This window comes from Pontibacillus sp. ABV4_188 (assembly GCF_056311905.1).
Window position 1 is genome coordinate 920,836 of record NZ_CM149975.1, and the last position, 22,858, is coordinate 943,693.

Annotated in this window: 20 protein-coding genes; 14 read left to right on the forward strand and 6 right to left on the reverse strand. The window is 41.2% G+C overall.

All coding sequences use genetic code 11. From position 1 onward, the window contains the following. From ACYX4O_RS04685 to spxA, 6 genes are all read left to right on the forward strand, one after another. Entirely contained in the window at positions 1-933 is a 933-nt protein-coding gene (locus ACYX4O_RS04685; protein ID WP_476355004.1) for an ABC transporter permease, read from the forward strand. 3 nt (positions 934-936) lie between these two features. Next, positions 937-1,860, forward strand: coding sequence for an ABC transporter permease (locus tag ACYX4O_RS04690; protein ID WP_476355006.1), 924 nt, complete (start codon positions 937-939; stop codon positions 1,858-1,860). A gap of 19 nt (positions 1,861-1,879) precedes the next feature. Beyond that, positions 1,880-2,923: an ABC transporter ATP-binding protein gene (locus ACYX4O_RS04695; RefSeq protein WP_188654664.1), complete on the forward strand. Its 1,044-nt coding sequence runs from the start codon at positions 1,880-1,882 to the stop codon at positions 2,921-2,923. Next, positions 2,923-3,870: an ABC transporter ATP-binding protein gene (locus ACYX4O_RS04700; protein WP_476355009.1), complete on the forward strand. Its 948-nt coding sequence runs from the start codon at positions 2,923-2,925 to the stop codon at positions 3,868-3,870. The genes ACYX4O_RS04695 and ACYX4O_RS04700 overlap by 1 nt, the downstream gene beginning before the upstream one ends. Before the next feature lie 393 nt (positions 3,871-4,263). Next, positions 4,264-4,857 carry a GNAT family N-acetyltransferase gene (locus ACYX4O_RS04705; RefSeq protein WP_188654667.1) on the forward strand — a complete coding sequence of 198 codons (594 nt, stop codon included), beginning with the start codon at positions 4,264-4,266 and terminating at the stop codon, positions 4,855-4,857. A gap of 344 nt (positions 4,858-5,201) precedes the next feature. Then, complete coding sequence (spxA, locus tag ACYX4O_RS04710; protein ID WP_476355011.1) at positions 5,202-5,597, forward strand: transcriptional regulator SpxA; 396 nt, start codon at positions 5,202-5,204, stop codon at positions 5,595-5,597. A 46-nt stretch (positions 5,598-5,643) separates the two neighbouring features. Here spxA and ACYX4O_RS04715 read toward each other — a convergent pair whose 3' ends face one another. After that, on the reverse strand, positions 5,644-6,309 hold the full coding sequence (locus ACYX4O_RS04715; RefSeq protein ID WP_476355013.1) for a TerC family protein: 666 nt from the start codon (positions 6,307-6,309) through the stop codon (positions 5,644-5,646). Between the two features lie 321 nt (positions 6,310-6,630). Between ACYX4O_RS04715 and mecA the strand changes: the two genes are divergently transcribed. From mecA to pepF, 4 genes are all read left to right on the forward strand, one after another. Next, complete coding sequence (gene mecA / locus ACYX4O_RS04720; protein WP_476355015.1) at positions 6,631-7,320, forward strand: adaptor protein MecA; 690 nt, start codon at positions 6,631-6,633, stop codon at positions 7,318-7,320. Positions 7,321-7,513: 193 nt separating this feature from the next. Next, entirely contained in the window at positions 7,514-9,025 is a 1,512-nt protein-coding gene (gene cls, locus ACYX4O_RS04725) for a cardiolipin synthase (RefSeq protein ID WP_476355017.1), read from the forward strand. Between the two features lie 681 nt (positions 9,026-9,706). Continuing rightward, positions 9,707-10,876: a competence protein CoiA gene (locus ACYX4O_RS04730; protein WP_476355019.1), complete on the forward strand. Its 1,170-nt coding sequence runs from the start codon at positions 9,707-9,709 to the stop codon at positions 10,874-10,876. A gap of 438 nt (positions 10,877-11,314) precedes the next feature. Next, complete coding sequence (gene pepF, locus ACYX4O_RS04735; RefSeq protein ID WP_476355021.1) at positions 11,315-13,120, forward strand: oligoendopeptidase F; 1,806 nt, start codon at positions 11,315-11,317, stop codon at positions 13,118-13,120. Between the two features lie 931 nt (positions 13,121-14,051). Here pepF and ACYX4O_RS04740 read toward each other — a convergent pair. From ACYX4O_RS04740 to ACYX4O_RS04750, 3 genes are all read right to left on the reverse strand, one after another. Beyond that, entirely contained in the window at positions 14,052-14,945 is an 894-nt protein-coding gene (locus ACYX4O_RS04740) for a ClpXP adapter SpxH family protein (protein WP_476355023.1), read from the reverse strand. Then, positions 14,942-15,346, reverse strand: a complete 405-nt coding sequence (locus ACYX4O_RS04745; RefSeq protein WP_188654677.1) for a globin domain-containing protein — start codon at positions 15,344-15,346, stop codon at positions 14,942-14,944. The genes ACYX4O_RS04740 and ACYX4O_RS04745 overlap by 4 nt, the downstream gene beginning before the upstream one ends. Positions 15,347-15,491: 145 nt before the next feature. Further along, positions 15,492-16,064: a CYTH domain-containing protein gene (locus ACYX4O_RS04750; RefSeq protein ID WP_476355025.1), complete on the reverse strand. Its 573-nt coding sequence runs from the start codon at positions 16,062-16,064 to the stop codon at positions 15,492-15,494. Between the two features lie 162 nt (positions 16,065-16,226). Between ACYX4O_RS04750 and yjbM the strand changes: the two genes are divergently transcribed. Genes yjbM through ACYX4O_RS04765 form a run of 3 tightly spaced genes read left to right on the forward strand, consistent with a single transcriptional unit; the run spans position 16,227 to position 18,581 of the window. After that, entirely contained in the window at positions 16,227-16,865 is a 639-nt protein-coding gene (gene yjbM / locus ACYX4O_RS04755; RefSeq protein WP_476355027.1) for a GTP diphosphokinase, read from the forward strand. A gap of 21 nt (positions 16,866-16,886) precedes the next feature. Beyond that, the gene (locus ACYX4O_RS04760) at positions 16,887-17,687 is read left to right on the forward strand and encodes an NAD kinase (protein WP_036784872.1); all 801 of its coding nucleotides are present in this window, start codon (positions 16,887-16,889) and stop codon (positions 17,685-17,687) included. Positions 17,688-17,705: 18 nt separating this feature from the next. Next, positions 17,706-18,581, forward strand: a complete 876-nt coding sequence (locus tag ACYX4O_RS04765; RefSeq protein WP_476355029.1) for an RluA family pseudouridine synthase — start codon at positions 17,706-17,708, stop codon at positions 18,579-18,581. A 36-nt stretch (positions 18,582-18,617) separates the two neighbouring features. Here the strand turns inward: ACYX4O_RS04765 and prpE are convergent, their stop codons facing one another. Together prpE and ACYX4O_RS04775 are read right to left on the reverse strand one after the other, a co-directional pair. Next, the gene (gene prpE, locus ACYX4O_RS04770) at positions 18,618-19,370 is read right to left on the reverse strand and encodes a bis(5'-nucleosyl)-tetraphosphatase PrpE (protein ID WP_476355031.1); all 753 of its coding nucleotides are present in this window, start codon (positions 19,368-19,370) and stop codon (positions 18,618-18,620) included. Positions 19,371-20,031: 661 nt separating this feature from the next. Next, positions 20,032-21,207 (reverse strand): FtsW/RodA/SpoVE family cell cycle protein, encoded by a 1,176-nt coding sequence (locus tag ACYX4O_RS04775; RefSeq protein WP_476355033.1) that lies wholly within the window; start codon positions 21,205-21,207, stop codon positions 20,032-20,034. 259 nt (positions 21,208-21,466) lie between these two features. Here ACYX4O_RS04775 and mgtE point away from each other — a divergent pair, with 259 nt between their 5' ends. Next, the gene (mgtE, locus tag ACYX4O_RS04780; RefSeq protein ID WP_476355035.1) at positions 21,467-22,840 is read left to right on the forward strand and encodes a magnesium transporter; all 1,374 of its coding nucleotides are present in this window, start codon (positions 21,467-21,469) and stop codon (positions 22,838-22,840) included. Positions 22,841-22,858 lie beyond the last annotated feature (18 nt).

The window sequence follows — 22,858 nt, forward strand, 5'->3', positions numbered from 1 at the left end:
GTGTTAAAGTATATCGGCAAGCGGCTCCTATACATGGTGCTTACGCTTTGGGTAATTGTTACCGTGACATTCTTCCTTATGAGAGCGGCGCCAGGTTCGCCATTTTCAGGTGAGAAGGAATTACCGCCAGCCATTCAAGCAAACTTAGAGGCATACTACGGACTGGATAAATCATTATTTATGCAGTATGTCGATTATCTTGTTTCCGTTATTAAATGGGATTTCGGTCCGTCTTTAAAGTATAAAGGGCAGTCCGTAAATGATTTGATTAGTGAAGGCTTTCCAGTATCATTCGCGCTAGGTATGGAAGCTATTTTCTTAGCGCTAGCTTTAGGTGTTCTATTAGGTGCTGTTGCAGCTTTACGACACAACAAATGGCAAGACTATACAGCAATGATTATTGCGGTATTAGGAATCTCTGTACCAAGCTTTATTATGGCTTCAGGCCTACAGTATGTTTTAGCTATTAAGTGGAGTGTATTACCGGTTGCTCGTTGGGAGTCTTTCGCTCACACCATCTTACCTGCTCTTGCACTTGCGTCCACTCCAATGGCATTTATCGCCCGGTTAACTCGTTCAAGTATGTTAGAAGTAATAAGCAATGATTACATTAAGACTGCAAAATCGAAAGGATTAAATTCGACTGAGATTACAGTGCGACACACGATTCGAAACGCCATGATGCCTGTTGTTTCTTATATGGGACCATTAATCTCTGCGATCTTAACAGGAAGTTTCGTAATTGAGAAGATCTTCGGTATTCCAGGACTTGGAATGCACTTTGTAACTAGTATTACAAACCGTGACTACTCCGTTATTATGGGAGTTACTGTATTCTTTAGTGTGCTTTTACTAGTATCCATCCTTCTTGTCGATATTGCATACAGCTTAATTGATCCGCGCATCAAGTTAGCGGATAAGAAGGGAGAGTAATCGATGCAACAACAAAAGATACCAAAGGAACTCTTTGAGCAAGTTGGTGGAAATACTACTGATTCTGAAAAGATATCGCGCCCAAGCATTTCATTCTGGAAAGACGTTTGGATGCGATTTAAGAAAAATAAATTAGCGATGACTGGTGTTGTGCTTTTAGTTATTTTGGCTATTATGTCAATCGCTGGACCGCATTTGACACCTTATAATTATTACGAGAATGATCTAATGAGTGCCAACCAACCCCCGTCTGGAGAACACTGGTTTGGAACAGATGAACTTGGACGTGATGTGTTTACACGTATATGGAATGGTGCTCAAATCTCTTTATTCATCGGTATAGCAGCAGCATTGATTGACTTAGCTATCGGTGTAATCTGGGGCGGACTTAGTGGTTACATCGGTGGACGTACAGATGAATATATGATGCGTTTTGCAGATATTCTTTGGGCAATCCCTTACCTACTAATGGTAATCTTACTTATGGTTGTATTTGAGCCGGGTCTTGGAACGATGATTGCAGCTATGACGATTACAGGTTGGATTAACATGGCACGTATTGTACGTGGACAAGTTCTTCAATTAAAGAGTCAAGAATATGTCATGGCCGCTCAGACTCTTGGAGCTAACACGTCCCGAATTATGGCGAAACACTTAATCCCGAACACGATGGGACCAATCTTAATTACCATGACACTAACAGTTCCAAACGCAATCTTTACAGAGGCGTTCTTGAGCTACCTTGGTCTTGGTGTACCTCAGCCACTAGCAAGTTGGGGAACAATGGCAAGTGATGGTGTAGCAGCACTTCAATATTACCCATGGCGTCTATTCTTCCCGGCATTGTTTATCAGTTTAACGATTTTTGCATTTAACGTTATTGGAGACGGTTTGCGTGATGCGCTAGATCCGCGACTTCGTAAGTAGAAGGAGTGAAAGATAATTTATGGAAAATATCCTAGAAGTAAACGATTTGAAAGTTTCATTTAATACGTTCGCAGGAGAAGTGCAGGCGGTTCGCGGAGTAAACTTTCACGTGAAAAAAGGTGAAACCCTTGCTATCGTAGGAGAGTCGGGTTCTGGTAAGAGTGTAACGACTCAATCGATTATGCGTCTTATTCCGATGCCACCAGGCGAAATTAAAGGTGGAGAAATTTTGTTTGAAGGAACAGATCTTGTGAAAAAGTCTGACAAACAAATGGAGAAAGTCCGCGGTAAAGATATTGCGATGATCTTCCAAGATCCAATGACTTCTCTGAACCCCACTATGAAAATTGGGCGTCAGATTATGGAGAGCATGATTAAGCACCGTAAAATTGCGAAGACTGATGCAAAAAAACGTGCGATTGAACTTCTTGATCTTGTTGGGATTCCAAAGCCAGAGCAACGTGTCGATCAATACCCACATGAGTTCTCAGGTGGTATGAGGCAGCGTGCTATGATTGCTGTCGCTCTAGCATCTGATCCGAAATTATTGATTGCCGATGAACCAACAACAGCTCTTGATGTAACAATCCAAGCTCAAATATTAGAATTATTGAAAGATATCCAGAAGAAGACCAATACGTCCATTATCTTTATTACACACGATCTTGGTGTTGTAGCTAACGTAGCTGACCGTGTTGCGGTAATGTACGGTGGGAAGATCGTTGAAACAGGTTCTGTTGATGAAGTGTTCTATAATCCTCAACATCCTTATACATGGGGGCTCCTTGCTTCTATGCCAAGCTTAGATGCTGAAGAAGGAGAGCTTCAAGCAATCCCTGGTTCACCACCAGATTTGACGAACCCTCCTAAAGGAGATGCATTTGCTGCTCGTAACAGCTATGCAATGAAGGTAGATTTTGAAATGGAGCCACCGATGTTTAAAGTAAGTGATACGCACTATGCTGCAACATGGCTTCTTCACGAAGATGCACCTAAAGTTGAGCCACCTGCCGTGGTTAGAAAGCGTATTGAGCATTTTAAGGAAAAGGCTGGTGAACGTTAATGGCCAATAACCAAGAAGTATTAGTAGACATTAAAAATCTAAAACAACACTTCGGTAGAGGAGATCATAAGGTCAAAGCTGTAGATGGACTGAACTTCCATATTTATCGTGGTGAAACATTTGGACTTGTTGGCGAGTCCGGTTGTGGTAAGTCTACGACTGGTAGAACGATTATTCGCCTTTATGATGCTACAGATGGTGAAGTTATTTTCGATGGTGAGAACGTTCATGGAAAGAAATCGAAAGCTGACTTGAAAAAGTTCAACCGTAAAATGCAGATGATTTTCCAGGACCCTTACGCATCATTAAACCCGCGTATGACCGTATCTGATATTATTGCAGAAGGAATTGATATCCATGGGCTAACAAAGGATAAAAAAGAGCGAAAAGAGCGTGTTGTAGAACTTCTTGAAACAGTTGGTTTAAACCGTGAACACGCAAACCGTTATCCGCACGAGTTCTCCGGAGGACAGCGTCAACGTATCGGAATTGCAAGGGCTCTTGCAGTGGACCCTGATTTTATTATTGCTGATGAGCCGATTTCTGCACTTGACGTTTCTATTCAGGCCCAGGTTGTAAACTTGTTAAAAGAACTTCAAGAAGAGAAGAATTTAACGTATTTGTTTATTGCTCACGATTTATCGATGGTTAAATACATCAGTGACCGAATTGGGGTTATGTATTTCGGTAAGCTAGTGGAAGTAGCTAGCAGTGACGATTTATACCGAAATGCATTCCATCCTTACACGAAATCACTTATGTCTGCAATCCCTCACCCTGACCCAGACTATGAACGTAACCGTAAGCGTGTTACGTACGATTTACAAGAGCATCTTAGAGAGATGGACGGGGAGGAACCAGAATGGCGTGAAGTAAGCCCAGGCCACTGGGTTTCTTGTACTAAGAAAGAATTTGAAGCCTACCAACAACAACTTCAAACACAATAATGTGGGAGCTCATCTTTTGAAGAGATGGGCTTTTTTAGGTTTAATAACTTAGCACATTAAAGTGAAAAAGGATTTTAATAAAAGAAAAGCGACATTCGATAAGCAGACGAACATCGTACGATTAATCTTGTTCTCTTAATTGTTAGAAAATTAAATCATTTGAGCATTATACTAGCACAAAATTCTAATGAAATAAAGCTAATCTTTTACCTTTTTAAGTGAAAACGGTTTGTTATTGAGTGATCCATACCATTCACATGAATGTTACAAAACGTCATGTTTCATAATAATAAGCAAAGGGTACCCAGTTTCGTGGGGCATGACCAAGATAAATTTAACAAATTGGAGAATATTCGTTATAATAAAGAAGACTACAAAATAAGGAGTAGATCAATGAATTGGTATGAAAAGCTTAATAAGTATTTTCCTATCGAAGAAATGAAGTCAAGAGAGCACATGGAAAGACTTTTGAAAGAACAAGGCGAAGTATATAAAAAGGACGAGAGTGATGAACATGTCCTTATGTATGCAGAGTTTAATTCTTTCATCTTTATTGATTATGTCTGGGTTTCCGCAAAAACGCGCGGGAAAGGAATAGGGCATAAGTTAATTCAGAAACTGAAAGATAAAGGTAAGCCGATCATCCTTGAGGTTGAACCGGTCGATTATGAAGACACTGACACCGAAAAACGCCTCCGCTTTTATCAAAAAGAAGGATTCGAACACGCAAAATCCATCGGTTATGCTCGTCGTTCCCTAGCGACAAATGAGTTAAACGAAATGGAAATCCTCTTCTGGTCCCCTGAGCACGAATCCGAAGCTTCCATTTACGAAAAAATGAGAGAAATGTACCAAAAAATCCACACGTATAAAGACAAAGAATTGTATGGTAAGTCTTATCAGCATGTAGACGAAGTCCTAACACTGGATGAAGACCGAGATATGGACAACATTCTTAATGCTTTGAAAAAGCCTGAAAACGCTTAATTTTTAAAAAGTGAAGCAAGCAGAGAATGATTGAATCTGCTTGCTTTATTTATGATTAATGAGGATCGGTGCGTACCCACTAAAAAAATATCCACGAACTTTAATTTTTTTGAAACTTTTCTTCTCTTAAAACGTTTAATACTAATAAAGAGGTGGAATATCTCCTATAGAAGAGGACATTGTATAAGTTTTGTGGAATTTAATAAACATTTCTATACAGCATCTATCCAATTTAAAACATATGTAGTATACTTAGACTAGATACTTATTTAAACTAATTTTAATTTAATAAACGATTAAAAGTACTTTTTTTCGTAATAAATCTATTGAGGAGTGAAGCTTGTATGGTAACACTTTATACTTCTCCAAGCTGTACATCATGTCGTAAAGCGAAAGCATGGTTAGAGGAGCATGAAATTCCGTTTCAAGAACGTAACATTTTCTCAGAACCTTTGACAATTGATGAGATTAAAGAAGTTTTACGAATGACTGAAGACGGCACGGATGAAATTATCTCAACTCGCTCTAAAGTTTTCCAAAAGATGAATGTGGATCTGGATCAGCTTCCAATGAAAAATCTGTTTGATATGATTGCAGATCATCCGGGATTACTTAGAAGACCTATTATTGTAGATGAGAAACGTCTCCAAGTTGGATACAATGAAGATGAAATCCGTCGTTTCCTTCCAAGAAAAGTACGTACCTTTCAATTGCAAGAAGCACAGCGCTTAGTTAATTAAACAAAAACCTGCAGTCCTCATAAATAGGGAATGCAGGTTTATTTTTTTAAGAAGAACGTTCCTTTAAGAGGTTGTACCAAAGCCCTGTAACTATAACGATTGCAATGGTGAGGGGAGGTATAACCCAGTGAAGGATTGGTAAACCGCTGTAGAAGTGCTGTAAGGTCGCTTCACCTAATATCATTTCAGCAGCTGTATAGGCCAATACGGCTGCCCCTATGTATATAAGTAAAGGAAATCTTTCCATTAGGGCGAGAATTAATTTACTTCCCCAAATAATAATAGGTACCGAAATAAGCAACCCAAATACAACTAAGTATACTTCTCCTCTAGCCGCTCCGGCGATTGCCAATACGTTATCAAATCCCATGACGAGATCAGCAAATACAATGGTTTTGACAGCTGCCATCAGACTCGTGTGGGCTTGAATTTCAGGGCCATCTTCTTGGTCTGTGACTAGGGTCATAGCGATATAAACGAGTAGGACACCACCGACAAATTGTAGGAATGGAATTTGAAGCAAAAAGACTGCTACACCTGTCATGATAATCCTTAATCCTACTGCAAGGCCTGTACCTAGTAAGATTGCTTTGTTACGCTGACTAGTAGGTAAATTTCGGCTTGCAAGGGCAATGACAATGGCGTTATCTCCTCCAAGAACCAAATCAATTCCAACGATAATAAGAATAGATTGAATAATCTCAAAATCCACAAAAAAACCTCCCGCTTCTAGTGACAAAGATGACCAAATAAGCTACAATGTTAAATTAACTAACCCTCTATTAGTACTTATATGTACAACCATCGAAGATCATGAATAAGGATCTCGTCTAGGTCATTCGTTTGTTTTTAATTTTATGAGCAATTCTGTTTTCAATTAGCAGGGTAGTATCATAAAATGGTATTAAACGTAGCAAGAACACATCAAATGATTGAGAATAGTCATATGAGGGTAAGGTAAAGTAATAGCAATATTGAAAGGGTGAAGTTTTCCCTTCCACCTTTAACTAATCAACAGAAGGGAGCGAGTTCCATGGAAATCGAACGCATTAATGAAAACACAGTTAAGTTCTATGTTTCCTACATTGATATTGAAGATCGAGGTTTTGACCGCGAAGAGATTTGGTACAATAGAGATAGAAGTGAACAGCTCTTCTGGCAAATGATGGACGAAGTAAACGATGAAGCAGACTTTAATATAGACGGTCCGTTGTGGATTCAAGTACAGGCCATGGATAAAGGGTTAGAGATTGTTGTAACAAAAGCTCAGGTATCAAAAGATGGTCACAAACTTGAATTGCCAACAGAAGATGGTAAGACATTAGATATGCCTGTCGATGAGAAGCTTGAATCACTTCTTGATCAAGAAGTGAACGCTAATCAAGAATCCGAACAGGATGGAGAAGACGAAGCAGTGGAATCTGACAATTTATCATTTGTCATTGGCTTTCGTGACTTTGAAGATGTCATCCAGTTAAGTCATTACTTCTTGAATGAACAATATGTAGAAGATCAATTGTATCATTTTGATGGATCTTATTATTTATACGTTCAATTTGCGGATGGGCAATTAAGTGACGAATCTCAAGAAAATATTTTGAGTCAACTACTAGAATTTGGTCATGAATCAGCACTTACTGTTCATCGCTTAGAAGAATACGGTAAAACGATCTTCAGTGAAAATGCATTAGAGCAAATTAGTAGTTACTTTCCTGCAAAGTAAACAATGAGCGGCACCTTTTATAAGGAGCCGCTCTTTTATACGTTATACAACATTCTTTTGGATGAAGGTTTGCTATTAGTAAAAAATAAAAGGATGACCTTCATTTTATGTACATATATTTGAAACAAGAGAAGGAGAACCTTCGTATATAAAAGGGCAAAGGGATTTCAGTTGGAGAAAGGAATCGAAGCTTATGTTCAAACGGATTCAGGTTCTCGTATTTATGGGGATACTAATTGGAGTATTTTATGTAACTAAAGAGCTTTGGCAAGGGTGGCTGATTGGAGCCGTTTCTATTTTGTTTACTATTTCAGCCATCTTTATTGGTTTACTTATTTTCTTTGAAAATCGGCATCCCACCCAAACTCTAACTTGGTTGCTCGTTTTAGCAGCCTTGCCCATTGTCGGTTTTTTCTTTTACATCCTATTTGGGCAAAATTATCGGAAGAAGAAAATGTTTCGTAAAAAGGGAGCTTTGGATGAAGAAGCCTTTCGTAAGATTGAAGGCGAAAGTGATATTATGCCATATCAGGTTGAACAGATGGGGGATCACCAGAAACTGTTGGTTCGCCTCGCCCAACGATTAGGGCATTCACCTATTACATTTAGAACGGAAACGAAAGTACTAACAAATGGAGATGAAACCTTTGATGAGATTCTTAAGGAATTAAAGAAGGCTACTCATCATATACACATCGAGTATTACATTGTCAGGCATGACCACATTGGGAATGAAATTAAGCAAATTCTGATGGATAAAGCTCGAAGTGGCGTGAAAGTCCGTTTCTTATACGATGCTGTAGGAAGCTGGAAGCTTTCAAGTCAGTATAAAGAGGAGTTGAAAGAAGCGGGTGTGGAAATGAAGCCGTTTCTTCCTGTTAAGTTACCATTTTTGAACAATAAGATTAACTTCCGCAACCATCGTAAAATAATTGTGGTAGATGGCAATACCGCTTTTGTAGGTGGTTTGAATATTGGTGATGAATATTTAGGCCGTCATGAATACTATGGCTTCTGGCGTGATACCCACTTATTTGTTCAAGGGGAATCAGTACGAAGTTTGCAGTTGATCTTCCTGCAAGATTGGTACTACATGACGGATGAAGCGCTTCTTACGAATGAATACTTATCGCCGCAGCTTGTTGAGCGTGAGAATTTAGGCGGTGTGCAAATGCTCGCCAGTGGCCCAGATAATGAGTGGGAAGTGATTAAGCACGTGTTCTTCTCCATGATCGTCTCGGCTAAGCATTCCATCTGGATCGCCTCACCTTACTTTATACCAGATGAAGATATTCTCACAGCACTAAAAGCTGCCGCGTTAAGTGGTATAGATGTAAAGATTCTAATGCCAAGCCGACCAGATAAGCGTATTGTTTTCCACGCTTCTCGTTCCTATTTCCCTGAACTACTAGAAGCAGGGGTGAATATATACGAATATCATAAAGGGTTCATGCACAGTAAGCTTATGATTATCGACCAGGAACTTGCCTCAATCGGTACGTCAAACATGGATATGAGAAGCTTCCATTTGAATTTCGAGGTAAATGCATTCTTATATCGCACAAAGAGTACGAAAACCTTAGTGGACGATTACGAGTTAGATATTGAATCATCTAATCAAATTATTCTAGAGGATTTCCGTAAACGAGCCTTAGCTAAACGCTTCATGGAATCCACCGCACGCCTCTTGTCGCCACTTCTATAACGAGTATAACCCTGATTCTCATCGAGGATCAGGGTTTCTTTATACTGATTATGGAAGACTTGAAGCTGAGACATTTTAGTATGGAATGGGCCGTTACGATTATGAGTGCTTGGGCTTGCTCGGGGACAACTCGCTTTCCTGCGGGGAGCTGGGAAGCCTCCTCGTTCGCTAACGCTCTCTGTGGGGTCTTCCCTAGGCTCCTTTTCCCGCGGGAGTCTCGCAGTCCCCGAGCAAGCCCTGACATTAAAGGGTGAACGGCCCCGCAGTTAACAGCAGGTGGTCTGATGTCACCCTACATGGCATGTTTTCGTTCATCTTTATATGGAAAAGGTGGGCCTGGAAACTGCGAGACTCCCGTGGGGGGAAGAGCCTAGTCTAGTTCTGGCGTGGAGGACCTAGCGAGACAAGTCATCTTTTTTCCAAAGGCTTAACCCCTTTTCCAAAAAGCTGTCTTGTCCGTACAGTCCTAGGCACCACGCCTGCACTTTTTAATCTAGGTGAGACCCCGGAAGCCGGCGTGCCGGATGAGGAGGCTCACCAGCTCCCCACAGGAAAGCGAGTGATTTCCCCAACCGCTTTAGTCTCAATTAAAGCCAACCGATACCCATCACTTTGGAGTATCCGGCTTTCTTAGAAGGATTCTGAGAATAAGTGAAGAATAGAATAACCTGGAGGTGATTTATGTTAAGTGCCATTACAAAAAGTGGTGTATCACATGTATTAGCAAAATATACAAAGGAGGAGATTCATGAATTAAGGCGTCAGCCGTTTTATTGCCCGGCTTGTTCTGAGGAAGTGATTCTGAAGGCTGGTGCTAAAATGATTCCCCATTATGCACACAAACCTCGATCGGAATGTAGTGTTTATGATGTAGGAGAGGGGGCTTATCATGAAGCGGGGAAGTGGCAATTGTATGAGTGGCTTCGCTTGCAGGGTTATCATGTAGAGCTCGAGTCTTATCTCCCCTCTATACAACAGCGGCCTGATCTATTGTTAACGATTGGCGAGAAACGTGTCGCAATTGAGTATCAATGTTGTCGTATTTCCCCGGAAATAATCAAATTACGTACAGAAGGTTATAAATCTGAAGGTATAATTCCACTCTGGATTTTAGGTGGAAATCGACTTAAACGGGCACACACTAATATGCTCTCGTTAACCACATTTGAGAAAGTCTTCTTCCAACAATTTAAGACATCCCCGCACCCTATGCTATTGTTTTATTGCTCCACTACAAAACAGTTTGCACGTTTCTCACACCCTATACTGCTGACCAACCGAAAAACGATAGGAAAGCTCTCTTTCTTCACTAATACTACTTGTACATTAGCTTCTATCTTATCTTCTCCTAAACCTGTTACGCCCTCGTATGTTTATCAATCTTGGTTAAAAGAAAAGAAGAAATTCAGAAAACAAATACCAGGAAAGATAAAAAGCAACATGGATTTTTCTTGGAGACAATGGCTTTATCTCAGACGCTTACACCCAAGCACATTACCCTCTCTTATCCATCTACCTGTACCCTTTGCCTTCTTATACGACCTCCCACCCTATCAGTGGCAAGCGAAGGTTATAATCGACGAGATCGAGCCTCAAGCCATAGGCGAACCCTTCTCCTTACCTGCTTACCCTTTCAACCAACCCCCAGAACTAAAAGCCCCTTTATTAAGAAACGAACCAAACCCAATCCAACACTATATAGATGTATTATGCGTAATAGGTTACTTGAAGAAACTAAATAATGGACAGTATGTAAAGCAAGTGAACCTTCTAATACCCCAAAATGCTCATGAGGCCATAGAACAAGATGAGTGGGTCTTGAAAGAACTCTTAAATCACTCGCTTCTTTAAACTATGATTGCAAACTCATAAGAAATGTGAAGGACGAAGCCATTGTTTCGTCCTTCTCTTTTTGTATGAAGACTCAAAGCTTGGATGATATTTATGTCCGTAGGTCCGTTAACCCATTTATGATCAGGGCTGGCTGGAGGACTGCGAGACTCCCGCGGGGAAAGGAGCCTAGGGAAGACCCCGCAGTGAGCGTAGCGAATGAGGAGGCTTCCCAGCTCCCCGCAGGAAAGCGAGTGGTCCTCCAGCCAGCCCAAGCACTTTTATCGTAACGGGCCATCCTATTAATATCCCCCTATTATACGCAACATCTTGGCATGATCAAAAAGGTTTCGGGTATAATGGTAGTAGGAAAAACAATAATTTTTCTGAATATTTAAAGGTTTTTCGAGACGCGAAAAAGAAATGTAACATAGACGAAGAATTGAAGGAGGAATACCATTGGCTAAAGAACTACCAAAGAGAGATGAAATACCAGAGGAACGGACCTGGAAACTTGAAGATATCTTCTCAACTGATGAAGCATGGAATGAAGAATTTGAAGCGGTTAAACAATTAACACCACAAATTAAAGAATATAAAGGAAAATTACATGAGTCTGCGGACACATTATATAACTTACTAAAGCTACAGGATGAAGTGGCGAATCGTGTAGGGAAATTATTTACATATGCGCACATGCGTTATGATCAAGACACGACGAACTCTCATTATCAAGATATGAACACACGTGCAGAGAGTCTCCTTACACAAGTAGGCAGTGCGATGAGTTATATTGATCCTGAAATCCTAGCAATGGAAGAGGGAACTGTAGAGAAGTTCCTTAATGAAAAAGAAGAACTGAAGCTGTATGAGCACGCGTTAAATGAAATTACGCGCTCTCGTCCGCACACACTCTCTGAGAAAGAAGAAGAGTTGCTCGCACAAGCATCTGAGGTTATGTCTAACCCTCAACAAACATTTGGGATGCTTAACAATGCTGACCTTACATTCCCAACGCTTACAGACGAGGAAGGAAATGAAGTAGATCTTACACAAGGTCGCTATCTTCGTTTCTTGAAGTCTAAAGATCGTTCTGTCCGTAAGCAGGCATTTGAAGCCATGTACGATACGTATGGCAATTTTAAGAATACGTTCTCCTCAACGTTAAGTGGTGTAGTCAAAAAGCATAATTTCAATGCTAAAGTTCGTAACTACGATTCTGCACGACAGGCTGCATTGGATTCCAACAATATCCCTGAGAAAGTGTATGATAACCTAGTAGAAGCTGTTAACGATCGTTTACCAGCTTTACACCGTTATGTTGAGCTCCGTAAAGAGGTATTAGATCTTGAAGATGTTCATATGTATGATCTATATGCTGATCTTGTTCAGGATGTGGATATGGATATTCCATATGAAGAAGCACAAGAAATGGTATTAAAAGGATTAGCTCCTCTTGGTGAAGAATATACCAATATCATTCAAGAAGGCTACAAGAATCGTTGGATCGATGTGGATGAGAACAAAGGGAAGCGTAGTGGCGCTTATTCTTCTGGTACCTATGGAACGAATCCATACATTTTGATGAACTGGCAAAATAATTTAAACAACTTGTTCACACTTGCTCACGAATTAGGCCACTCTATGCATAGTTACTATACAACAAGTACTCAGCCATATCGCTATGGAAACTATTCCATTTTCGTAGCTGAAGTGGCTTCAACAGCGAATGAAGCGTTGTTAAATGATTATTTATTACAAAATACAAGTGATGAGAAGCGTAAGCTATACTTACTAAATCACTTCCTAGAAGGATTCCGTGGTACAGTCTTCAGACAAACGCAATTTGCTGAGTTTGAACATGACATTCATGAACGTGCACAGAACGGTGAGGCCTTAACGGCTGATCGTTTAACTGAACTGTATCATGACTTAAATGAAAAGTACTTCGGCAAGAATGTAGTCGTTGACGACGAAATCGGATTAGAATGGGCACGTATCCCTCACTTCTACTACAACTATTACGTTTATCAATATGCAACAGGCTACTCAGCAGCCACAGCCCTAGCCTCTCAGATCCAAAAAGAAGGCGAACCAGCTGTTGAACGTTTCAAAGGCTTCCTAAAAGCCGGAAGCAGCGACTTCCCAATAGAAGTCCTAAAACAAGCAGGCGTTGACATGACCTCAAAAGAACCAATCGAAGCAGCACTAGACGTCTTCGAAGAAAAACTAGACGAGTTCGAAAAACTAATCAAGCAAAAATAACAAATAAAGGCGACTCCCCACAGGAGTCGCCTTTTGTTCTTATATAATTGTTTTTGTTTGCTTGGGAGGAGAGTAAGGTGGGGGAGAACACTCGCTTTTCTGTGGCTTCACGATGTGGATTCGTTCGACGTTTTCATAGGACGTGACGGGCTTAGTCGAACTTCCTATTTTGGTTAAAATGCGGGGCCGTTTGTACAATTTATGGCCAGGGGGTGTCTGGGGAACGGGGAGACTCCTGCGGGAGAAAGAGGTCGACGAGACCCCACAGAGAGCAAAGCGAACGAGGAGGCTCGACAGCTCGCCCGCGGAAAGCGAGTCGTTCCCCAGACACCCCCAAGCACTGCCTAACGTAACGGCCCCAAACTATTTAAACCCTCTAAAAGACCGGCGGTGGGTGAAGCTGAAGATGGTGAAGTAGATTGCTATAAACAACAGCGGCATAGATATGAGTATAGGAACGAGGCGCATAAGGCCTAATAAATTGAACCCAAAAGCAAGCAGAGTAACAATAATCCAAAATAAAGGGAATAAGTTCACGAGTGCACCTCCAGTTACGTATTATTCTAGTCTATGTAAGGAATGTCCCATACTTTCCAAACAATAGGGGACAGATGTGACGTTTTTGTGAAGGTGATAAAAAAATATTGATATCGAGAGAAATACTTGATATATTTATCTGTGAAAAGGATCACATTCAGACAATAACCCCTTTGTTTGACCGTGAAACTTTCTCCCATCCCCCTTTGTCTTAAAGATAAAGACATAGATCAAGCCAGGCCTACCCCGCCTGGCTTATTTTTTTATGAGAAAGGAAAATTGTGGATTTGTTGTGAGGTATTGTTTATTAGTTAAATATTTTAATATAAATAGATATTGGAACATATAGGACATAAAAAACCTTCTTTCTATTAATAGAAAGAAGGTTTTTGGTTTATTTTATATAGCGCCAAAACGTACCGTATTTTACGGGATGTTTTTCGACTTTTTGTTTGAGTTGGAGCTTCTTCATTTCGCACTCGGTTTTCGACTCACTCCAGTCGAAAACGACGGCTATTTCGTGTGTACCTACGAAGCGATACTGTTTTAAGAACTCTTCAAGAGCCGGTTTCGTCGCGGCAGGAGGTTCTTTTTGCATCATCTCTTGTAGTACATTCACGTACACGTTGTAAGGATATAGACCTGTAATCTTGATGCCTTCTTCTTCCTCTTCCTGATTGAAGAGGACAATGGCTGGTATTTCCTCCACTTCCATCTCACGCGTTAGTTTAAGATCACATTGAAGGGCGCGCTTGGCAGAGTCAGAGTGAAGGTCTTGTTTGAATTCTTCAACGTCAAGGTTGCTTTCCTTAGCACAGCGAAGCAGGACCTCTTCGTTTGAGACGTTTTGTTTATTTAAGAACAAGTTCTCTTGTATCTTGCGTAAGAAACGCATGCCTGCTTTCTTGCCTTGGAGCTCTGCGGCTTTAATGGATAAAGCGGCCATCCAAGGAGAGGAGACAGGGTTTTCGAACCATAAATCACCGTCGCAGCTCATCCCGGTTCTAGAAGCGACCTTTTCCCAAACTTTTGCTAGGTCTTCAGGTTTTTGAAAGGCTTCTGCATTAAGAGAAGTTAGCTTACCACTAATAATAGGTCGAATGGTAAAGTATCTCCCATATTCAAGCGTAAGTTTTTTCAGAAATGGCTCTAAAGACCAGCATTGAGGGCATAGTGGATCGATGAAAACATAGATCTCAACTGGCTTCTTTAAAAGGTCGACAAAACCATACTGGGATTGTGGTGTTTGGTTCGTGTTGTTGTGGTCCCCAGTTGCCTTAAAACTCACGTCGATTCTCCTTTCCTTGTTTCTGGTGTGTTCATCATATGATTTGCTGTGTGTGATAAGCGTTCAAAGATAACACTTCTATAAGGTTCTTCAATCTCAGCTTCTTCTAGCGCACCATCCATACAATACAACCACGCATCTTTTCTTGTTGGTGTAATTTCAAAAGGTAGGTGGCGGGCTCTTAACATAGGGTGCCCGTGTTCTTCCGTATAGTATGCAGGTCCACCGAGAAACTGGGATAAAAATTGTTCCTGTTTGCGGATCGTTTCTGTGAAGTCATCAGGAAAAATGGGTTGTAAATCTGGATGTTTGGCAACTCTACTGTAAAAGGCTTCTACAAGCTTGCTAATCGCAGAAGGGCCACCAATAGCTTCATAAAGCGTACCAGGATTATCATTCATAAGAATGCCTCATTTACTTTTATTTTAGCGGCATCATTCGCCACTTTCATAACATAGGCGATCCGTCCCCCTTTGAATAAGGGGAACCGCCTCTTTGTTTGATTTTATTGTAGCAACGGGTTGTTTAAACAATCAACAAATCTGTTTATAGTAGAGATTGGAAAAAACGTTGAATTTTGTTAGGAGTCTCTCGTGATGGGATGCCGTGCTGTTGTAACAGTTGCTCAAATATAGTTTTACCGTGGCCTGCATCTTTTGCCTCAAGCTCTAATTCGTAGTCCGTAACATTATTGAAATGACTTCGGTCAAGGACGACTAGCGTATCGTTATACTCTTTCTCCATACGTTCAGTCGTTAATGCTCCCTTGAACTTTAAGTTGTTGAATGGGATACCAAGAGATGCTAATTGCTTCTCTATATTAGGAGCGGTTGTCGGCTGTTCATTCATCCACTGATAAGCTTCCTCTTCAGTCAGCGTATCATGCGTTTCGAGAAGACCGTCAACATGTGGTTCTTTTAAAGTTGCCGTCCAGGTATCTCCTTTTTTACGAATACGAAGAGCAGCAAGTTTGTCTCTAAGATCAAACTGATCGGTTTCAAAGTAATAGTTCGTTTGGGTAAAGCGATCTTCAGTGGAAAAGGCTAAAGCATGAACAAGCGCTTCATATTCCTCTTCTGTAAGCAAATTCTTAAATTCGATTTCGATTTCTTGTGACATACAAATTCCTCCATTAATGCGGCTTATTTGCCATTTCTATTATTGATGAATGGGATAAAGATTGCAAATATTAATCATGAAATCATTTATGATACAATAGATCACAGGCCAATATCGTGACCCATTTACATAGACGATGATTGGATAAAGGTGGTGCAAGAATTGAATTGGGAAACGTTTTTAGCTCCGTACAGGCAGGCAATTGATGAGCTGAAGGTGAAATTAAAGGGAATGAGAGCACAGTATGAATATGGTGCGATGCATTCCCCGATTGAGTTCGTCACAGGTAGGGTAAAACCTATAACAAGTATTCTTGATAAAGCAAGAAAAAAGGATATACCATACTCCAATCTTGAGGATGAAATTCAAGATATAGCAGGCATTCGTGTCGTTTGTCAGTTTGTAGATGACATTTACACGGTTGTGAATATGATTCGAATGCGCAATGACTTTGATATTTTAGAGGAAAAAGACTATATTACAAAGAAAAAAGAAAGTGGCTACAGATCCTACCACATTATTATCGAATACCCTGTTGAAACCATTGAGGGAGAGAAGAAACTGCTTGCTGAGATTCAAATTCGCACGCTAGCTATGAATTTTTGGGCGACAAATGAACATTCTTTAAACTATAAATATAGTGGCCAAATTCCGGCTGAGGTAAAAAGTCGTTTAAAGAACGCTTCTGAGGCCGCTTTTCGTTTAGATGAAGAAATGTCAAAAATAAAAAGTGAGATTCAAGAAGCACAAGCAATCTTCCGTCAGAAGCATGATCAGAAGGATACAGACGATGATTCCTAATTTTAAAGGGGGAGAACTCAAGTGAAATTTGCGATTTTGTCAAAAGGGGACAGTGCTTCAGATGAATTCCTGTCCAAAATGAAAAATTACTTAACGGAATTTAACCTGGAATTGGACCATGATGAGCCAGATCTTGTTATATCAATCGGGGGAGACGGTACTTTACTTGAAGCATTCCATACATATATACATCGTTTAGAGGAGACAGCCTTTATCGGGGTGCACACAGGCCACTTAGGATTTTATGCAGACTGGATGCCTAAAGAGTTAGAGAAGTTAATTATTGAAATTGCGAGAACGCCGTTTCAAGTTGTGGAATACCCTTTACTAGAGATTATCATTCGACCAAAAGGTGATGAGCCAGAAGATAAGTACCTTGCGTTAAATGAGTGTTCAGTTAAGACAGCTGAAGGTTCCGTGGTACTTGATGTGGAAATTAAGGGTGAGCATTTTGAAACTTTCCGAGGCGATGGATTGTGTATCTCAACGCCATCAGGAAGTACAGCATACAACAAAGCACTCGGAGGAGCGATTATTCATCCATCTCTTGAAGCCATTCAAATCGCCGAGATGGCATCGATTAATAATCGCGTATTCCGTACAGTAGGTTCTCCGCTGATCTTACCAAAGCATCATACAGCCATGCTCAAGCCGCAAAATGATAAGAGTTTTATGATCACACTTGATCACATTACACGAAAGTATTCAGACGTGAAATCCATACAATGTCGTGTAGCGAAAGAGAAAGTGCGCTTCGCTCGTTTTCGTCCGTTCCCATTCTGGAAGCGGGTTCATGATTCCTTCATAGCAGATGAGCGATAAAAGTAGAGGTGTTATGAAATGAGATTCAAAATCGACCCGGAACACGACGGAATGCTCGTACGAGATTATTTATATCACGTACGAGCTTTTTCACGTCGTATGGTGAAAGTGATTAAGTACGATGAAGGGATTTTAATCAACGGTTCTCCTGTTACAGTAAGGGCTAAGGTGTCAGGGGGAGACGAGTTATGTATTCAATTCCCTGCTGAAGAGCGCGGGAGACACCTTGCACCAGTCCATAAGCCGGTTTCTGTTCTCTATGAAGATGATGATGTCATTATCTTGAATAAGCCCCCATTCCTTGCGACCATTCCCTCTGTGCATCATTTAGAGGACACGTTGGGCAACAGGCTCATGGCGTATTACGATCACCATGGTATTCCTTTCACCTTACACGTTGTAACACGCCTTGATGCAGATACTTCGGGCGTTGTTCTTGTGGGAAAAAATCGGTATGCTCACTCCTTGTTAGCAATGAAGCAAGAGGAAGGGGAGATCTACCAAACCTATCAAGCCGTAGTAGAAGGTCATCTGGAGAAGAAGAAGGGGACAATCAATGCTCCTATTGACCGAGCGCCTGGTTCGATTATTGAACGACGTGTTGATCCAAAAGGGAAAACCGCAGTCACTCATTATGAGGTGGTTAAAGAAACGCGCGAAACAAGCCTGGTTCATATACGCTTAGAAACGGGCAGGACCCATCAGATTAGAGTTCACTTTAACGATGTAGGCCACAGCTTACGTGGTGATTCTTTATATGGTGGGATTAAAAAAGGAATCATTAGGCAGGCGTTACACTGCAGCTCCATACGGTTTCCTCATCCGATTAGCGGACATGAGGTATATGTGGAGGCTCCTTTACCTGAAGATATGGAAAACCTTATTACAAAATAGAAAGGGGTTGAGCGTACTAATGGCTCAACCTCTCTTTTATTCTTCAAAGGTACGGAATTTCTCAGGTACTTCTGGTTGTTTAGAAGGAACGCTTGCGATTTCTTCTTCTGGTAAACGAAAGCACGATAAAGCTCCGCCGAAAATACATCCTGTATCTATATTTACGGTTTTATGTTTGAAACGAGGCTCTCTAACAGGTGTGTGACCATACACAACCCACCGATCTCCTCCGTAATCATAGGCCCAGTCACGTCTCACCGGTCGTCCTAACTCATCGAACTCACCTGTTACATCACCATATAAGACAAAGGTATGGACCTTTTTGTTCTTAAACGACTTCCCAATCATATCTTCACGAATCCCAGCATGAGCCACAACCGCATTCGCTTCAGGCTCCACAAGATACAATGGCGCTTCTTCATAAAGTGTCATGAACTGCTTCTTTATACTTTCCTGTTCTTCCTTAGATAAAGCTTCATACTCCGCCACCGTTGTTTCTAGCCCGTGCTTCTGTTTGACTGGATTTCCGTGAAAGAAGCGGTACAACTTATTGCAATGATTTCCTGGGACATATTTCGCCATTTTGTTCTCTACAACCATCTTATACACAAGACGAATCACATCCAATGAAGCAGGCCCTCTGTCAGTCAGATCTCCTACAAATACAGGAATACGACCCTCAGGATGACGAGGGATGTCACCTGTGGTGCTATATCCTAGTTTCTCAAACAGTTCGATAAGTTCATCATAACAACCGTGCACATCTCCAATACAATCGATCTTTTTCATGTAATAACACTCCTGTATGATTAAATTTTTAAGGATAATGATGAATGGATAGCCGAGCTGATAGAATAGAAATGAAGAGATGTTTCCATTAGCTTTGGTTGAGGTTAAGGTGGGCCTGGAAACCACTCGCTTTCCTGCGGGGTCTCACCTAGATTAAAAAGTGCAGGCGTGGTGCCTAGGACTGTACGGACAAGACATCTTTTTGTAAAAGGCGTTAAGCCTTTTACAAAAAGATGTCTTGTCTCGCTAGGTCCTCCACGCCAGAACTAGACTAGGCTCTTTACCCCACGGGAGTCTCGCAGTTTCCAGGCCCACCTTTTCCGTATTGTGAGAAATGGAAACATAGTTTATGTGGAATCATTAATTTATATATCTCAAGGCTAGAGATACGGGGCCGTTAGTGCAATATACAGCAAGGGGTGTCTGGGGAACGGGGAGACTCCTGCGGGAGAAAGAGGTCGACGAGACCCCACAGAGAGCGTAGCGAACGAGGAGGCTCGACAGCTCGCCCGCGGAAAGCGAGTCGTTCCCCAGACACCCCAAGCACTTTTAAATGTATCGGCCCCATTTTTATTCATCGTCTCAGCTCCCCCTTCACTTAACTCCTTATATTCCCAGAGCGAAAAAAGGTGGGAACGCTTGTTTAGCGTTTCCACCTTTTTTACGAATCAAACATATAGGTTCTTGTACGAGAGCGAATGTTTAGCACAATCCCAATGGCAAGCATATAGGTGATTAAAGAACTACCACCATAGCTAATGAACGGAAGAGGCAAACCTGTGATGGGTAGAAGCTGAATCGACATGCCGATGTTCTGGAAGATTTGGAACGTGAACATTCCGATCAGTCCAACCGTTAGATAGCTTCCAAAAGGTTCATTACTCTCAAGGGCTGTTGTAATCATGCGGTAAATTAATAGGAAGAAAAGCGTGACAACGACACTTGAACCAATAAATCCAAATTGCTCGGCAATCGCTGTGAAGATCATATCCGTGTGGCGCTCTGGGATATAAACTTGCATTTCGTTAATTCCTTTACCCATTAATTGTCCTGATCCAATGGCCATCATAGCACGAACGAGCTGATAGCCGTAGTCTTCGTATTCTTCAGGTTGAAGCCAGCCATAAAAGCGTCCGGTTACGTGACCGAAGTCAGATTCCACAAGTAATTTTTCCATCGCCACAGGGAAAAATTGGAACAAGCCTACTAGGACAAGGGTGACCATACTAATGATGCCGATAATACTTAGCAATATTCTCCACCGAATTCCTGATACAAGAATGAGTGCAGCTGTAATAGCAGCTAACACAAGGAATGTTCCTAAGTCCGGTTGTTTAGCAATGAGGGCCATCGGAGGCAGGGCAACACCTACGAGTTTGACAAGAAGCCATAGGTCATACTTCAGGCTTCGTTCAGTTGGGCGTTTTTCATTGTGTCGAACAATAAGATGACTTTGTAAAATAATAAGAAACACTTTCATAAATTCACCAGGTTGAATCGTGTTCCCAGCAATTTTAAACCAACTTCGTGCCCCGTTATTTTCATGAACAAGGCTTGAAGGAACATTGAATTCAAGCATAAGTAACATCAAAACGCCAATGCCATAGAAAACCCAGGCAAGCTGTCGGAAACGGTCGTAATCAAATAACATTACTACTCCAATAACAATGGTCCCTAGTGCATACCATTGCAGTTGTTTCGTAAAGAAATTGGTGTAGTCATACTTAGAAGGAAGCGTCGGCTGAATAGTATAAAGCGTGAAGCAACTAACAGCAGCGATCGCGACTAAAATCATGATGAGTGAAAAGTCTATTTTAAGACCTTGATTGTTGTTCATGAAGGATCCCTTTCTTCTTTCCGTAGATTCCGAATTAATATATGTTCCCATATGAAAGTTTACACTATTCTGAGCTGTTTTTTAAGAACTTCTTCCATCGGATTGGTTTTGTGCCTTTAGAGGGATGCTAGTAGGACATTGACAAAAAAAGATGTGGAACTTACGATAAAACGGTCAATTGACTAGGGAACGTGGAAAAGACTGTATAATATAGACATTGAACCACTTCTGGTTAAACGGCGAAAAGGAGGGGTTATCCATGGAATATCTTGAGGACCATGAACGACGTGAACTATGGGACACCATTCAAGATGCATTATTTAATGACCAAATTGACCAATTCCGAGCTGAATTCCTTGAAATGCACCCTTATGATCAGGCGAAGATCTTTGAAGAGCAAACGCAAGATGTGCGTATGCAAATCTATACGTATTTATCACCTGATGAGATTGCTGAAGTCATGGAACATATTGATGTGGATGATATTGAAGAGTACTTCACAGAGATGGACCCACGATTCGCCGCGCAGATCTTGGCTGAGATTTCAACGGATGATGCTGCTGACATTTTAAATGAACTGGATAAAAACCAAGTCGCTAGCTTCCTGACCATAATGGATAAGGAATCAGCTTCTGATATTAAAGAACTTCTATACTACGAAGAGAAAACAGCTGGTAGTATTATGACCACAGAATTCGTTGTGGTCCGCGCGAATCAAACCGTGCGAGAAGCCATGCTTCATTTAAAAAGGGAGGCACCTGATGCTGAGACAATCTACTATGTGTTCGTTATTGATGAGGACAAGCATTTAGTTGGAGTTATCTCCCTGAGAGATCTTATTATTGCAGAAGAAGATTGGTATATTTCTGAAGTGATGAGTGAACGGGTCGTATCGGTGCAAGTTGGCGAAGACCAGGAAGATGTTGCTCAATTAATGCGTGACTATGACTTCCTAGCACTTCCTGTAGTAGATTTTCAGGATCACATGCTTGGTATTATTACGGTCGATGACATCATGGATGTTATGGAAGAAGAAGCAAGTGATGACTATTCTAAACTTGCTGGTGTATCTGATCTGGATCGACCGGATGAGAATGCATTCCAAGCAGCGAAGAAAAGGTTGCCCTGGCTTGTGATACTACTGTTTTTAGGAATGATGACTGCAAGCTTGATCGGCCGATTTGAAGAGACGCTGAATCAAGTCGCTATACTTGCTGTCTTTATTCCGCTTATTGCTGGAATGGCTGGTAATACAGGAACACAAGCGTTAGCGGTAGCCGTACGAGGTCTTGCAACGGGTGAACATGAGAAGGAAGGTATACTTAAGCTTGTGTTTAGAGAAGCTGGGACAGGTCTGATCACCGGCCTCACGTGCGGCGTGCTTGTTACGTTTATCGTGTACTTTTGGCAGGGTGATTTTTATCTTGGAGTACTCGTTGGAATTTCCATTATGTCTACCCTCATTGTGGCGACACTTGCGGGTGCATTAGTTCCTTTACTCATGCACAAATTAAATGTAGACCCAGCTGTAGCTTCGGGTCCATTTATTACAACTATTAACGATATTATTTCAATTTTAATCTATTTCGGTATGGCAACGACGTTTTTACGTTTACACCTATTGATTTCCTAGAAGTAAGGAGGGCGAGTG